The 14,980-nt window shown below is 70.1% G+C and carries 11 protein-coding genes and 3 pseudogenes; 7 read left to right on the top strand and 7 right to left on the bottom strand.

From position 1 onward, the window contains the following. Positions 1–14: 14 nt before the first annotated feature. Genes ACWV17_RS12610 through ACWV17_RS12600 form a run of 3 tightly spaced genes read right to left on the bottom strand, consistent with a single transcriptional unit; the run spans position 15 to position 3,696 of the window. A complete protein-coding gene (locus ACWV17_RS12610; RefSeq protein ID WP_455353267.1) occupies positions 15–1,862 on the bottom strand; it encodes a glycoside hydrolase family 15 protein in 1,848 nt (615 codons plus the stop codon). Positions 1,863–1,892: 30 nt separating this feature from the next. Further along, entirely contained in the window at positions 1,893–2,324 is a 432-nt protein-coding gene (locus tag ACWV17_RS12605) for an ArsI/CadI family heavy metal resistance metalloenzyme (RefSeq protein WP_455359736.1), read from the bottom strand. Between the two features lie 40 nt (positions 2,325–2,364). Next, entirely contained in the window at positions 2,365–3,696 is a 1,332-nt protein-coding gene (locus ACWV17_RS12600; protein ID WP_455359735.1) for an NAD(P)-binding domain-containing protein, read from the bottom strand. Between the two features lie 146 nt (positions 3,697–3,842). Here ACWV17_RS12600 and ACWV17_RS12595 point away from each other — a divergent pair, with 146 nt between their 5' ends. Beyond that, positions 3,843–4,202 carry an ArsR/SmtB family transcription factor gene (locus ACWV17_RS12595; RefSeq protein ID WP_455353270.1) on the top strand — a complete coding sequence of 120 codons (360 nt, stop codon included), beginning with the start codon at positions 3,843–3,845 and terminating at the stop codon, positions 4,200–4,202. Between the two features lie 147 nt (positions 4,203–4,349). Here ACWV17_RS12595 and ACWV17_RS12590 read toward each other — a convergent pair whose 3' ends face one another. Next, a complete protein-coding gene (locus ACWV17_RS12590) occupies positions 4,350–4,916 on the bottom strand; it encodes a hypothetical protein (RefSeq protein WP_455359734.1) in 567 nt (188 codons plus the stop codon). Positions 4,917–5,484: 568 nt separating this feature from the next. Here ACWV17_RS12590 and ACWV17_RS12585 point away from each other — a divergent pair. Both ACWV17_RS12585 and ACWV17_RS12580 read left to right on the top strand, forming a co-directional pair. Further along, positions 5,485–6,984, top strand: coding sequence for a fibronectin type III domain-containing protein (locus ACWV17_RS12585; protein ID WP_455359733.1), 1,500 nt, complete (start codon positions 5,485–5,487; stop codon positions 6,982–6,984). A gap of 56 nt (positions 6,985–7,040) precedes the next feature. Further along, on the top strand, positions 7,041–8,570 hold the full coding sequence (locus ACWV17_RS12580; RefSeq protein WP_455359732.1) for a glutamate synthase subunit beta: 1,530 nt from the start codon (positions 7,041–7,043) through the stop codon (positions 8,568–8,570). A gap of 97 nt (positions 8,571–8,667) precedes the next feature. On the opposite strand, the pseudogene ACWV17_RS12575 reads toward ACWV17_RS12580, so the two are convergent. Then, a pseudogene (locus tag ACWV17_RS12575) lies at positions 8,668–9,840 on the bottom strand (amidohydrolase); the annotation flags it as partial. Between ACWV17_RS12575 and ACWV17_RS12570 the strand changes: the two are divergent. Continuing rightward, positions 9,834–10,257 (top strand): annotated as a pseudogene (locus tag ACWV17_RS12570) (cytosine permease); the annotation flags it as partial. The pseudogenes ACWV17_RS12575 and ACWV17_RS12570 sit on opposite strands and share 7 nt — an antisense overlap. 100 nt (positions 10,258–10,357) lie before the next feature. Here ACWV17_RS12570 and tnpA read toward each other — a convergent pair. Beyond that, positions 10,358–10,786, bottom strand: a complete 429-nt coding sequence (tnpA, locus tag ACWV17_RS12565) for an IS200/IS605 family transposase (protein WP_455359731.1) — start codon at positions 10,784–10,786, stop codon at positions 10,358–10,360. 11 nt (positions 10,787–10,797) lie between these two features. Between tnpA and ACWV17_RS12560 the strand changes: the two genes are divergently transcribed. Then, positions 10,798–12,081, top strand: a complete 1,284-nt coding sequence (locus tag ACWV17_RS12560) for an RNA-guided endonuclease InsQ/TnpB family protein (RefSeq protein ID WP_455359730.1) — start codon at positions 10,798–10,800, stop codon at positions 12,079–12,081. Positions 12,082–12,110: 29 nt separating this feature from the next. Beyond that, positions 12,111–12,404 (top strand): annotated as a pseudogene (locus ACWV17_RS12555) (nitrate reductase); the annotation flags it as partial. Here the strand turns inward: ACWV17_RS12555 and ACWV17_RS12550 are convergent. Further along, positions 12,356–14,014: an amidohydrolase gene (locus ACWV17_RS12550; protein WP_455359729.1), complete on the bottom strand. Its 1,659-nt coding sequence runs from the start codon at positions 14,012–14,014 to the stop codon at positions 12,356–12,358. The pseudogene ACWV17_RS12555 and the gene ACWV17_RS12550 sit on opposite strands and share 49 nt — an antisense overlap. Positions 14,015–14,192: 178 nt before the next feature. On the opposite strand from ACWV17_RS12550, the gene ACWV17_RS12545 reads away from it, so the two are divergent. Further along, the gene (locus ACWV17_RS12545) at positions 14,193–14,906 is read left to right on the top strand and encodes a TetR/AcrR family transcriptional regulator (protein WP_455359728.1); all 714 of its coding nucleotides are present in this window, start codon (positions 14,193–14,195) and stop codon (positions 14,904–14,906) included. Positions 14,907–14,980: the final 74 nt, after the last annotated feature.

Raw genomic sequence — 14,980 nt, 5'->3', positions numbered from 1 at the left:
GTCTACGGGCCCGGCTACCCGAGGGCCCGGTCGAGGTTGAACGCGGCGCTGATCAGGGCGAGGTGGGTGAACGCCTGGGGGAAGTTGCCGTGCTGGTCGCCGGTGGGTCCGATCTCCTCCGCGTACAGGCCCAGGTGGTTGGCGTAGGTGAGCATCTTCTCGAAGGCCAGGCGGGCCTCGTCGTGCCGTCCGGCGCGGGCGAGTGCCTCGACGTACCAGAACGAGCAGGTGGAGAACGTTCCCTCCGCACCGCGGAGCCCGTCCGGACTGGCTTCGGGGTCGTAGCGGTAGACGAGGGAGTCGGACACCAGCCGCTCGCCGAGCGCGTCGAGGGTGGACAGCCATTTCGGGTCGGTCGGTGAGATGAACTTGGCCAGCGGCATCATCAGCAGGGAGGCGTCGAGGACGTCGCCGTCCCGGTACTGGACGAACGCCCGCCGTTCGGCGGACCAGCCGCGTCGCATGATCTGCTTGTAGATCGTGTCACGGGCCTGCTGCCAGCGCCCGACGTCGGCGGGCAGGCCACGGTGATGGGCCATCCGCATGGCCCGTTCGATCGCGACCCAGCACATGAGCCGCGAGTACACGAAGTCCTTGCGGCCGCCCCGGGTTTCCCACACGCCCTCGTCGGGCTGGTCCCAGTGGTCGCACACCCAGTCGACCAGGCCGCTGACCTCCTCCCAGCGGTCGCTGGAGATCGGCTCCCCCCATTTGTCGTAGAGATAGATGGAGTCGATCAGCGCCCCGTAGACGTCCAGTTGGAGCTGGCCGGCGGCGGCGTTGCCGACCCGGACCGGGGCCGAGCACGCGTAGCCCTCGAGGTGGTCCAGCTCGCGTTCCGGCAGATCGCTGCGCCCGTCGATGCCGTACATGATCTGAAGCGGTCCCGAGGGGCCGCCGCCGCGCAGGCTGATGCGTTCGGACAGGAAGTTCATGAACGCCTCGGCTTCCTCCGTGAAGCCCAGCCGGAGCAGCGCGTAGACGCAGAACGCGGCGTCGCGCACCCAGATGTACCGGTAGTCCCAGTTGCGCTCGCCGCCGATCTGTTCGGGGAGACTGGTCGTGGGCGCGGCCACGACCGCACCGCTCGGCGCGTAGGTGAGCAGTTTCAGCGTCAGTGCGGAGCGCTGCACCATCTCCCGCCACCGCCCGCGGTAGCGCGACGCGGAGACCCACTGCCGCCAGAACCGCACGGTGGCCTCGAACTGCTGCTCCGCCTCGGTGTGCGGGCACCCGCGCAAGGTGACGTCGTCGCCGACGCGGTCCAGCGCGAAGACGGCGGACTCGCCTTCCAACAGTTTGAACTGGGACCACACGTCCGGGCCCTCGCACTCGACCGGCACGGTGGCCGTCAGCGCCAGCGACAGCGACGGCGACTCGAACACCGCCTGGTGCTCGTACGCGCGCACCGTGTGCGGCTGGGACCCGTAGTCGAACCGGGGGGCCACCCGTGCCCGGAACGGAAGCGCTCCGCGGGCACAGATGACCCGCCGGATCAGCCGGTGCCGGCCGGCCTCGCGCGAGTCGTTGTCGACCGGCATGAAGTCCTGGATCTCCCCCACTCCCTCGTCGGCGAAGAACCGGGTGATCAGGACGTTGGTGTCGGGGAAGTAGAACTGCTTCGTCCGCGCGGGCACATCCGCGGCCAGCTCGAAGCATCCACCCCGGTCCGCGTCCAGAATCGAGGCGAAGACGCTGGGCGCGTCGAAGCGAGTACAGCAGTACCAGTCGATGGTCCCGTTGGTACCCACGAGCGCGGCGCTGCGCAGGTCTCCGATCAGGCCGTGCTCGGAGATCGGCAGGTATCGCGCAGCGGTCACATCAGCCTCCCTGTCACCACGTGAGTGCGGAAAACCTGACATACCGAGCTTACGCGGTCGGGTGTGAGGGCGTCAGCAGCAGTCGGCGGTGGCCGGGCCGGCGCAGCAGGTACTGCCTTCCTGCTTGGCCAGGGTGGCGGCGTCGGCCTTGACGACATACACCTCCCAGGGCTCCCGGCCGGGGCCGTGGACCCAGACCTTGTCCTGGAGGGCGTAGCAACAGCTGGTGTCGTTCTCCTCCGCCGTGGCCAGGCCCGCGTCGCTCAGGCGCGTGGTGGCCGCGTGGACGGCGTCGGTGGTCTCGACCTCGACGCCGAGGTGGTCCATGCGGGTGTCCTCACCCGCGGCACCTTCGATCAGGACGAGCTTGAGCGGCGGCTCGGCGATGGCGAAGTTGGCGTAGCCGTCGCGGAGCTTGGCGGGCTCGGTGCCGAAGAGCTTGGTGTAGAAGGCGATGGACGCGGCGAGGTCGGGGACGCGGAGTGCGAGCTGTACACGGGACATGAGGAACCTCCTGCTGGGTGGTGAGTGGGTGGGTCGGGTGTCAGCAGCCGCCGGACGAGGCCGGGGCGGGGGCCGCGCAGCAGCCGCCGTCGTCCTGGGCGGCGTCGGGCTCGTCGAACACGCCCGCACCGCCGCACACGCCGGTCTCGGGCAGCGTCAACTCGACGCGCTCGGCGGCCTCCCGGTCTCCGGCGAGGGCGGCGGCGATGGAACGGACCTGCTCGTAGCCGGTCATGGCGAGGAACGTGGGGGCACGGCCGTAGCTCTTCATGCCGACCAGGTAGATGTCCTGCTCGGGGTGCGAGAGCTCGCCCACGCCGTGCGGGTAGACGGTGCCGCAGGAGTGGACGTTGGGGTCGATCAGTGGGGCCAGTGCCACCGGTGCCTGCAGACGCTCGTCCAGGCCGAGACGGAGCTCGGACAGGAAGGACAGGTCGGGTCGGAATCCGGTCAGGACGATGACCTCGTCGACCGGTTCGAGGCGGCGGCCGTCCTCGGCCACCAGCACCAGCCGCTCGCCCGCCTTCTCGACCGCGGTCGTACGGAAGCCGGTGACGGCGTCGGCGTGTCCGTCGTCCACGGCGGCCTTGGCGGCGAGGCCCAGGGCTCCACGGGCGGGGAGCTGGTCCGCCTCGCCGCCGCCGAACGTACTGCCGCCGATACCGCGTCGCAGGACCCAGGTGGCGTGCGTGCCGGGGGCCTCCTCGGCCAGATCGGCCAGGTAGGTGAGGGCGGTGAACGCGGAGGCCCCGGAACCGATCACGGCGGTGCGCTTGCCCTCGTAACGGGCGCGTACGGCCGGGTCCTTCAGGTCGGGGACACGGTAGGAGATACCGTCGGCGGCTGCGCGCTCGCCGAGTGCGGGAAGGCCGTCGCCGCCGATCGGGCCAGGGGTGGACCAGGTGCCGGAAGCGTCGATGACGGCGCGGGCGCTGATCCGCTTCTCGGTTCCGTCGCTGTTCAGGACGTGGACGGTGAAGGGCTGCTGCTCCCGGCCGGCGTCCACGACCCGGTCGCGTCCGAGGCGGGACACGCCGGTGACGCGGGCCCCGAAGCGGACCTTGTCCCCCAGGGCGTCGGCCAGCGGCTGCAGGTACCGCTCGGTCCAGTCGCCGCCGGAGGGGTAGGTCGCGCCGTCGGGCGCGGTCCAGCCGGTGGGCGCGAGGAGCTTCTCGGCGGCGGGGTCGACCACCTCGGCCCAGGGGGAGAACAGCCGTACGTGGCTCCACTCACGGACCGCGCCGCCCGCCCCGGCTCCGGCCTCCAGGACCAGGGGCTCGATGCCGCGGGCGACGAGATGGGCGGCGGCGGCCAGGCCGATCGGGCCGGCTCCGATCACCACGGTGGGCAGGACGGTGGACGCGTTCACCATGAACTTCCTTGCTTCGATGCCTATCGATGGCTTGCACGGCCAGCATGGCACCTGCTTCGACAACCGTCAACATAGACGCACGCAAAAACAAGGCTGCCGACATCACCGGCCTGGAGTCATGGTTCGACGTGTGTCAACATAGACATATGTCGAATACCCAGGTGTTGCCGCTGTTGGAACCGGACGTGGCCCCCTGCTGCCCGCCGCTGACCGAGCGCCCCCTCACGGCGGAAGAAGCAGTCCGCACGGCCGCGATGTTCAAGGCCCTCGGCGACCCGGTGCGTCTGCGCCTCTTCTCGGCGGTCGCGTCCCACGAAGGCGGGGAGGCCTGCGTGTGCGACATCTCGGATGTGGGCGTTTCCCAGCCCACCGTCTCCCACCACCTGAAGAAGCTCAAGGAAGCGGGTCTGCTCAGCTCCGAGCGGCGCGGCACCTGGGTGTACTACCGGGTCGAGCCGTCCGTACTGGCCGCCATGGGCCACATTCTGGGCCGGTACGCGGCCTGAGCGGTGTCCGCGGCCGGCCTCGGGGTCGCGGAGAGGGGCCGATCCGTTCGGATCGGCCCCTCGTCACTCTCAGGCGGGTGGAGGCCCGGGGCATCCCGAGCCTCCACCGGCACCATGAGGTCGGTGCGCTGCGATTTCGTTAACGTGTCAGCCGTTGCCGTTGCCGTTGCCGTTGCCGTTGTCGTCGTCGTATTCGTTCTCGATGACGCAGAACGCTACGTGGCTGAGGTCTGCGTAGTCGCCGCTCGAAACGATCGGGGCGTGGAGGCCCTCGTCGGCCACAATGCCGCCGAGGGGCCGGTAGTCATAGAGGTTGGCGTCCGGCCCGCCCTTGACGATGACGGCGGCGGCGGCGAAGTCGCCGTCGAACTCAAAGTCGAAGACCTGCCCCTCCGGCTCCGTCCTGACGTCGGTGATCGTGACCCCTCCGGTGAGCCCGTTGGTGCTCAGTTCGATCCTCTCGCCTTCCACGGGAGCGTTGTCCGTGTCGGCCTCGAACAGGAAGTCTTCGCCAGGCAGCAGGTCTTCACAGTCCGGGTTGCCGTCCACCAGCATGGGCTCCACTGCGGACAGCTGGAGCCCCGCATCCAGCTGCTGGGCCGACGCGGGGGCGGCGAAGGCGAATGCCAGCGCCGTCGTCAGGCCAAGGCCGACGATCTGCGATCCCAGCCTCGCTCGTGCCGACTGGTTCTTCGCTCGAGTGGTTACTCGCATGACGAGTACTCCTCCTTGTTTTTCGATGTACCAGGCCTCGCCCTCGCGGACTCTCGCGCCTATTCGTTTGGCTGACGAGTTTCGACTTCCATCCGCCGCCGGGCGTCCTCACATTTACACAACAACCCTTCCGCCGCTCTCCGCGACTCTCATTCCTACGCCATCCGGGCTCCATTGAGCTGGGGAGAGGCGAGGCGCCGGGGACACCCCGCCGGCTCGCCGTCCGGCCGGCCGTCACTCCGGGCTGACCGGCAGCTTCCTCGCTGTCCCCCATTTGGATGTCCCGATGGTCATTCCCGCCACTCCCGGCAGGCGATACGCCGGTCGGACTCGCCGCTGGAATTACCCGGGGAATTCGCGCGTGCAGTATAAGTTCGTACCGCTTTCGCGCCACGAGGGGAGTGCGCGTGCTCGTCAGCGTTCTCGGCAAACACGCCACGTAAAGGCATCGCAGGACCGAGGCCGCAGTAAACCCCTCCCCTTCTCATCGCCCTCACCACTTCCACGCCGGGACGTTCCAATGCGCCTGAGAAATCGCCCAACGAGGGCCGTCACCACAGCTTTCTCGGTGGTCTTCCTGACGGCCGCTTCGCTCACGCCCGCCGCCGGCTCGGCGGCCAACGGCGAAGAGACCCTGACCGCCGACCCGTTGAAGACCTGGCAGACGGACGGCACCGTCTGGTCGGTCGAGTACGTACGCGGTGTCGTCTACGTGGGCGGTACGTTCGCCAACGTCCGCCCCCCTGGCGCGAAGCCCGGCAAGAAGGAGGTCGCGCGCAGGAACTTCGCCGCGTTCGACGCCGTCACCGGTGAACTGCTGCCGTGCACCCATTCCTTCTCGGGCGCCGGTGGCACCGTACGGGCGCTGAAGGCGTCGCGCGACGGCCAAGTGCTGTTCGTGGGAGGTTCCTTCAGCAAGGTGGGTCGGGCCCGCGTGGCCAGTGCGGTCGCGCTCAACACGGCCGACTGCTCGCTGCGCAAGGACTTCCGGCCCGCCATGTCGGCCACCGTCCGCGCCATCGAGACCACCGATGGCGCGGTGTACCTCGGCGGCGACTTCACGTTCGTCAACGGCCAGGCCAGGAACCGCATCGCGGCGTTCACTCGCACCGGCTCGCTACTGCCGTTCAAGGCGGTCATCGACAAGACGGTCCGGGCCATTATGGCGGCACCCGAGCACGGAAAGATCCTCGTCGGCGGCGACTTCCACCAGGTCAACGGAGCGAAGACGTACGCGCTGACCGCACTGGATCCCTCGACCGGCTCGACGGTGTCCTCCTACCGCCACTGGCTCCCGAAGAACACGGCGGTGAAGTCACTGGCACGTGACGCCACCAACTTCTATGTGGGAGCCGAGGGGACGGGGTTGGGCATCTTCGACGGTCGCGTCGCCGGCCGTCTCTCCGATGACAAGATGCTGTGGAAGGACAACTGCCTGGGCGCCACCCAGGCCGTCGTCCCCTACAAGGGCGTTCTGTACAGCGCATCACACGCCCACAACTGCGGCTCCACACCGGGGGGCTTCCCCGAACACCACGACCGCCAGCATTTCCTGGCCAACTCGATCCGTGACAAGCGCATCCTGCACTGGTTCCCCGACACGGACGGAGGGCCCGGTGAAGGTGTGGGACCGCGGGCGCTGGAGATGGCCGGGGGAATCCTCTGGGCAGGTGGCGAGTTCACCACGGTCAACGACAAACCGCAGCAGAGCCTGACGCGCTTCGCGGCCGCCCCCGACACCGGGGCCCCGAAGGCAGCTCCCCGCCTCACGGTCACCGATTCGGGCGGCGGCAGGGTCACGCTCGACTGGCAGGCCGCCTGGGACCGGGACGACGCGGTGCTGACGTACCTGATCTACCGTGACGGCGTCCTCGTGGCCTCACGGACACAGCGGTCCACCTCGTGGGACCGCCCGGGCATGACGTACACGGATTCCGTCACCCCCGGCTCCCGCCATCAGTACACGATCGCCGTGACCGACGGCGAGAACACGTCGCGCGCGTCCGTTCCGCTCGAAGTGACCGCGGCCGATGGCAAGCGGTCGAACCTGAAGAAGCGGAACAAATAGGGCGTAGGCTGACCAGAACGTCGTACCGCACCGCGGGTGAACGAGGGAGGCGGCGCATGACCGACCCCCACGGCTTCCTCAAGATCCCCCGTCGGCCCGTCCCGGCGCGCTCCGTCGAGGAACGACTGAGCGACTGGAACGAGGTCTACGCGGGGCAGGCGCTGCTGCCGCTGGTGTCCGAACAGGCGGGGCGCTGCATGGACTGCGGCATACCGTTCTGCCACAGCGGCTGTCCGCTGGGGAATCTCATCCCCGAGTGGAACGCGTACGCGGCGCGGGGCGACTGGTCGGCCGCAGCCGAGCGGCTGCACGCGACGAACAACTTTCCGGAGTTCACCGGGCGGCTGTGTCCGGCACCCTGCGAGGACGCCTGTGTGCTGGCCATCAATGCCGATCCGGTGACGATCAAGAACGTCGAGCAGGCCATCGCCGACCAGGCCTGGGAGCGCGGGTACGCGTCACCGAAACCGCCCGAGCGGCTCAGCGGGAGGACCGTCGCCGTCATCGGCTCCGGGCCCGCTGGGCTGGCGGCGGCTCAGCAGCTCACCCGTATCGGTCACACCGTCGCCGTCTACGAGCGCGCCGACCGCATCGGCGGACTGCTGCGTTACGGCATCCCCGCGTTCAAGTTGGAGAAGCGGCAGCTGGACCGCCGCATCGAGCAGATGCGGGCGGAGGGCACCAAGTTCCGCACGGGCATGGACGTCGGCGGCGATCTGGACGCCACCGAGCTGGCACGGCGGCACGACGCGGTGATCGTCGCCGTCGGGGCCATGGAGCGGCGGGAGCTCGACGTCCCCGGCCGCCGGCTGGACGGCATCCACCAGGCCATGGACTACCTGACCCTCGCCAACCGGGTCGGCGAGGGCGACCACGCCTCGCCGCAGGTCACCGCCGAGGGCAAGCACGTAGTGATCGTCGGTGGCGGGGACACCGGCTCGGACTGTCTGGGCACCGCCCTGCGCCAGGGCGCGGCCTCCGTGATCCAGCTGGACATCAACCCGGAGCCGGGCGACACCCGGCCGGACACCGAGCCCTGGCCCACGTACCCGAAGGTGTACCGGATCTCCCACGCACATGACGAGGCCCGGGGGCGGGAGGGCTCCGATCCGAGGCTCTTCTCCTGTGCCACCCTCCGCTTCGAAGGGGACCCGGCCGGTCACGTGTACGCCCTGCGCCTGACGGAAGTGGAACGGGAGGGAAGAAGGCCCCGGCCGGACACCGAGCGGATGATCCCCGCGGATCTGGTCCTGCTGGCCCTCGGCTTCTCCGGTCCCCAGCGGGGCACCGGTCTGATCAGGCAGCTCGGGCTCGCGCTGGACGACCGGGGGAACTTCGCCCGGGACGCCGGCTTCATGGCCGAAACGGTGGAGCAGGCCCCCGGAACGACGGATCAGGCCGCGCGGACCGTCCGCAGGAGGGCCGAGGGGATCTTCGTCGCCGGCGACGCGGGACGCGGCCAGTCCCTTGTGGTGTGGGCCATCGCCGAGGGACGCGCCGCCGCGGCGGCCACGGACCGCTATCTGACCGGCTCCACCGCGCTCCCGTCCCCCATCACCGCGAGGGACCGTCCCTTCGCGGCGTGACGCCCGGGCCGGGCAGCGTGCATGGCGTCCACGACGCCCGAACCGCGTAGGGGTACGACGACGGGGCGCCGGGCGATCGGGCAGGGGGGGTGACGCGTCACAGGCCGGTGTCGCGGTGGGTGGGGCGGCCGTCGAGGACCGTGAGGAGCACCGGCAGGTCCGGCAGGTCGGTGGCGGCCGTGGTGAGCGGGCTGTCGGCGAACACGGTCAGATCGGCGCGGTAACCGACCGCGAGCCGGCCCGCCTCGTGCTCCTCGCCCGCCGCGTGCGCGGCGTTGACCGTCATGCCCTGAAGAGCCTCCAGGGCGGTGAGCGCCTGCTCGGGGCCGTGCGGGGCCTGGCTGAGATCGCGGCTCGGCCGGCGGTGGCGGGCGCCCGCCATGACGGCCAGCGGCGGGTACGGGGCGATGGGCCAGTCGGAGCCCAGGACGACGGTGGCACCGGAGTCCCACAGGTCGCGGCAGCGCCAGGCGCGCGAGGCGCGCTCCTCACCCAGGCGGCGCGACCAGTTGTCGGTGTGGTCGGCCCGTGTGAAGTCGCAGCAGTGGGTGGGCTGCATGGACGCGACGACGCCGAGCCCGGCGAAGCGGTGCAGGGTGTCGTCGGGCACGGTCTCGATGTGCTCGATCCGGTGCCGTACCCGGCCGCCCCCGCCGGCCAGGGCCCTCTCGACGGCGTCGAGCGCATGCCGTACTGCCGCGTCACCGATGGCGTGGGTTGCGGTGGCCACCCCGGCCCGGTGGAGTGCGCCGACGATGTGGGTGTACGCCTCGGGGTCGGGCCAGAAAGCGTGCGTGGACTCGCCGTGGCAGTCGGGGCGCTCCAGCCAGGCGGTGCCGTTGTCGATGGTGCCGTCCATGAAGAGCTTGACGCCCGCGGTCCGCCACAACGTGCCGCCGGTGCCCTGCTGCTCGATGAGCGCGTGCAGCGCGTCGGCGTCCGTGCCGGGCTGGCACCAGGGCGCGACCCGCAGCCGCACCGGCAGCTCACCGGCCTCGTCGAGCGCGGCGTAGAGCGCGAGGCTGTCCCCGTTGGCATCCATGGCGTGACCGCCGGTGAGTCCCGCGGCGGCCATGCCGCGCAGGGCGGCGGTGAGCCGGTCGCGGCGCTCCCCGGACGTGGGCCGGGGGGCGGCACGCTCGACGAGTTCGCAGGCGGCGTCCTCCAGCAGCAGGCCGGTGGGCCGGCCGGCGTCGTCGCAGACGACCTCGGCGGCCTGGGCGAAGGTCCGGGGCCCGTCGACACCGGCGAGTTCGAGCGCGCGCGGACTTCTCCCGGTACCTGCCGCGTACGACGTCCCCGAGGGCGATCGTGGGCTGGACCGCGCTCGGCGGCTTCCTGCCCAGCGTCATCGCCTGCTCCCTGGGCGCGTTCGCCGCGACCGCGGTCGACATGACCGACCCGCAGACCGCGCTGGAATGGCTCCTGCCCGGCTGGTTCAACCCCGTCTTCCTGCTCGCCGTGGTGCTCGGCGCGATCTCCATCAACGCCATCACCGCCTACAGCGCGGGCCTGGCCCTCCAAGCCGTCGGCATCCGCATCCGCCGCTCCCTCAGCGTGATCGTCGACGCAATCGTCGCCGTCTCCCTGACTCTGCACGCGCTGCTCGTGTCCAACTTCCTCGACACCGTCAGCAACGTCCCCCAGCCGACCCGTCGTCCTGCTCGGCCGCGGCGTGGCCGTCTACCTCTGATCTTGGCCAGCGCTCCGCCCTTCAGGGCGGGGGTGAAGGCCATCCTTGGCCAGGAGACGCGGAGCCGGAGTGCTCTGCGTCTCCGGGGTGACGGTCAGCCCGGACGCTGCTGGTTTTCGATGTACTGCTTGACGACGGTCAGGGGTGCCCCGCCGCATGATCCTGCGAAGTAGGAGCCGGACCAGAAGTGTCCGCCCCACAGGTACTGGCGGACGTGGCTGTCGTACTCCTGGCGGAGCCTGCGGGAGCTGACGCCCTTGAGGGAGTTGACCAGCTTGGAGAGCTGGACCTTGGGCGGGTAATGCACGAGCAGGTGGACGTGGTCCTGTTCGCCGTTGAACTGTTTCAGCTCGGCTTCGAAGTCGGCGCAGACCTCCCGCATGATCTCTTCGGTGCGGGTCAGCATGGCGTCGGTGAACGCATTCCGCCGGTACTTCGTGACAAAAACCAAGTGAACCTGCAGGTTGTAGACAACATGACGTCCTGTGCGTACATCGGGATTAGGATTCCAGCGAGGTGACATAAACCAATGCTATGCTCTCGGTCGTGAGTCAAGGCACCCTAATCAAGCGTCAGTTCGGACACCGTGCCCGGCTTTCGCTGTCTCCTGCCGAGGCTCGCACGGCGGATGATCAGGCGCACGCGGCCCGCACGATGTGGAATCTTCTGCACGCGTGGTGGCGGATGATGCCGAAGGAAATGCAGACTCTCGCGAACGCGGACGCCGCGATCCGCCAGGCCCGCAAAGAGATCGACTTCCTAGCCGTCCTCCCCGCCCAGGCCGCGCAGGCGGTACTCAAGACGTACGTCCGGGCGTGGAAGAACTGCTGGGACGGCCGCGCCGATGCCCCGACCTTCAAGGGCCGGTTCCGCACGGTGATGTCCGTCGACATCCCGCAGGGCCGGGACCTGAACATCGTCCGCGTTCACCGCCGCTGGGGCATGGTCAACATTCCCAAGGTTGGCCGGGTCCGCTTCCGGTGGACCAAAGACCTTCCGGTGGGCAAGCGTGCCAACGCGGAGAACCGGATCACCGGCGCGCGCCTCGTCAAGGACGCGCTCGGCTGGCACATTGCCTTCCGTGTTCAGGCCTTGGAGGTCAAGCCCGAGCTCCACCAGGGGCCGGACGTCGGCATCGACGTGGGCGTCACCGTGCCCATAGCCCTCTCGGACGGCAAGACGTACGAGCACGGCGAATGGCTGTCTGACAAGGAGAAGGCCAGGCTTCTGTACCTGGAGCAGCGCGCCGCGCAGCGTAAGCAGCACCGCAAGCCCGGCGAGCGCACCAGCCGCCGGCTGCGCCGCACCTACGACCAGATCGCAGGACTCCGCGCGAAAGCCAAGCGCAGGGCCTTGGACTGGCAGCATCAGACGACCACCGCCATTGCCCGCACATACGGCACGGAAGCACTCACCATCACGAACATGGTCAAGTCCGCCAAGGGAACGGTCGAGGAGCCGGGGAAGAACGTTGCCCAGAAATCTGGGCTGAACCGCTCCATCAGCGGGGAGGCATGGGGTCGCACGGTCACCATGCTGACGTACAAGACCGCCCGGCTCGGCGGCACCCTGTACAAGGTCCCCGCCCCCGGCACCTCCCAACGCTGCTCCGCGTGCGGCTTCACCACGCCCGGCAGCCGGGAGTCCCAGGCCGTGTTCGTGTGCAAAAACCCGGACTGCGGCTGGTCGGGCAACGCCGACCACAACGCGGCCCGGAACGTCTTGCACCTGTACTGGATGGGCCTCGCGCTCATCCCGGCTGCCGGGAGGGCAGTCGTCAGGCGCGCGAAGCGCGTCAAGCCCGCTGCCGCAAGGTAAGCAGGAATCTCCCGGCTTCAGCCGGGAGAGCACTTCAAGCCACGGACATCCTGCTGCGCCGGGGCCGCTACGACGGCCTCGCGCTCACGGACGAGACCCCTGGCAGCGCCTTCTGGTACACCGCGGGCGTCAACTGGGCGGGCGCCCTCGCGCTCGGCGCGGGCGTCGCCGCGGCCGCCCTCTGCGTCAACACCGTGTACACGGGCCCGATCGCCGAGGCCCTCGGCGGCGTGGACCTCGCCCTGCCCGTCGGCATCGTCGTGGCGTCGGCCGCCTACGCGATCCTCATGGGGTCACCGAAGACGCACCGGCCGCCGACGTAGGTGGCCTCGACGCGTAGCGAGGCGAGTTCGGCGGAGGCCACCGCGTACGGGTCGCGGTCGATGATGATCAGGTCGGCGAGGTGGCCGGGCCGCAGGACGCCGGTGTCCTCAAGGCCGTTGACGTACGCCGAGCCTGACGTATAGGCGGCGAGGGCGGTCGTCAGGTCGAGGCGCTGACCGGGCAGGAAGGGCGGCCTCTCGGCGCCGGGCAGGATCCGGTTGACCGCGACGTGGATGCCTTCCAGCGGGTTGGCGGAGCTGACGGGCCAGTCGCTGCCGGCTGCCAGCGGGGCGCCGGCACGGTGGAGGTCGCCGAAGGGGTACTGCCGGATCGCGAGGCCGTCGCCGAGGAAGGGCGTGGTGAGTTCGTCCAGCTGCGGTTCGTGGGCTGCCCACAGCGGCTGGATGTTGGCGATCGCCCCCAGCTGCGCGAAGCGCGGCACATCGGTGGGGTGGACGACCTGGAGGTGGGCCAGGTGGTGGCGGTTGCCGCGCGGCCCGTTGGCCGCGCGCGCGGCCTGGACGGCGTCGAGTGCTTCGCGGACCGCGCGGTCGCCCAGCGCGTGGAAGTGGACCTGGAAGTCGAGCGCGTCCAGCTCGGTGACGTAGCCGGTCAGCTTGTGGGGGTCGACGAAACTCAGGCCGGTGTTGGCCGTGGCGCAGCCGCAGCCGTCCTTGTAGGGGGCGGTCATGGCCGCGGTGTGGTTCTCGGCGATACCGTCCTGCATGATCTTGACGGTGTCGGCGCGGAACCGGCCGGCCCGCAAGGCCTTGCGGCGCTCGACGAGTTGGGGGATCTGTTCGGCGCCGGCGTCCCGGTCCCACCACAGAGCGCCGTTGACCCGGGCGGTCAGCACGCCGCGCTCGGCTGCGGTGAGGTAGGTGCCGGAGACGTCGGGGTGCCCGCCGTACTCGCCGAGCAGGGCGTCCTGCCAGGCGGTGATGCCGAAGGAGTGCAGCAGCCGCTGGGCGCGCAGCAGACCGGCCAGCAGATCCTCGCCGGTGGGCGCGGGGACGGCCCGGCCGACGAGTGCGACCGCGCCTTCCTGCAGCATGCCGGACGGGGTGCCGTCGGCTTCGCGTTCGATGCGCCCATCGGCCGGATCGGGGGTCGCGGCGCTCACGCCGGCCAGTTCCAGGGCCCGGGTGTTGACCCAGGCGCCGTGGTGGTCCCGGTTGACCAGCAGCGCGGGCCGGTCCGGCACGAGCTCGTCGAGCAGGTGCCGGGTCGGCAGGCCGCCGGGGAAGCTTTCCATCGACCAGCCGCCGCCGGTGATCCACGGCCGCTCCGGGTGGGCGGCCGCGTAGGCCGCGATCCGGCTGCGGTACTCGGCCAGGTCGGTCGTACCCGTCAGGTCGCAGGCCCCCAGCTCCAGGCCGCCGAACACGGCATGGACGTGGGCGTCCTGGAAGCCCGGCAGCAGCGCCCGCCCTGCCAGGTCTACCACCTGTGTGTCCGGTCCGATCAGTTCATGTACGTCCTCACCCCCGACCGCGGTGATCCGCTCCCCCGTCACCGCCAGCGCGGTGGCGCCGGTACGCGAGCCGGTACCCGAAGGGTCCATGGTGATCACGGTGCCCGAGGTGAAGACGAGGTCTGCGTGGTTCATCAGGGGTGCTCCTTGATTGGTCGGCGGACGTCACAGGCGACTGTGGCCGCAGCGTGGCAGGACCGCAGCTGCAGAGTCAACACTGTTGACAACCTTGTTGACCTGCGGATCGCCGGACATGGCGTGCCAGGGTGGATCTGGCGGCACAATGGAGCCGACCAGCGAGGGGAGTGCGCAAGTGGCGTCACGGACGGGGAAGCAGACCGCGGCAGCGAAGGGAAAGGCCGCCGCGTCGCGCCGTCCGCGGCCGTCGCTCAGCCCCCGGCTGGTCGTCGAGGCCTGCCTCGAACTGCTGGACGCCGAAGGCGCCGATGCCCTGACGTTCCGTCGGATCGGCGCCCAGCTGGGCGCCGATCCGACGGCGCTCTACCGGCACTTCCGCAGCAAGGACGAACTGCTGCTGGCGGTGGCCGACCGACTGCTCGAAGAGAGCCTGGAGGGATTCGAGCCGTCCGACGACTGGCGTCGGACCCTGCGCAGGCTGTGCGTCCGCAGCCGCAAGGTCTACCTCTCGCACCCGCGGGCCGCCGTGCTGGCCACGGTGCGCATCACCCGACGGCCGGCCGAGATGCGGGTGATCGAGATGATCCTCGCCGCGCTGGCCGACGCGGGCTTCCCGCCCGATCAGGCCGTACGGCACTACCGGGCCCTGGTCGACTTCATGCTGGGCTGGTCCTGCATGGAGGCCACATACTGCACCCTCGACGCCGGCACGCGCCGGAAGGACGAGTCCGCCTGGACCGGCGAGTACGCGGCCGTACCCGCCGGCACCCACCCCCATCTCGCGGCGGCGGCACCGCATCTGGCCTCGGTGGACGACGAGGCCAACTTCCACTTCGCACTGGACCTGATGCTGGACGCCATCGCCGCCCGCGCCCCCGCACAGCGGTGACACGCGGCGGAGCAGGCGGGAACACCGACTGTCACAGTTCGGGCACGAAGAGGTTGTGTAGCGTTCAACAGACG

The organism is Streptomyces mabaensis (assembly GCF_053763515.1).
Note: the sequence above shows the minus strand (reverse complement) of the source record. Positions and strands in the feature narration are given on the sequence as shown.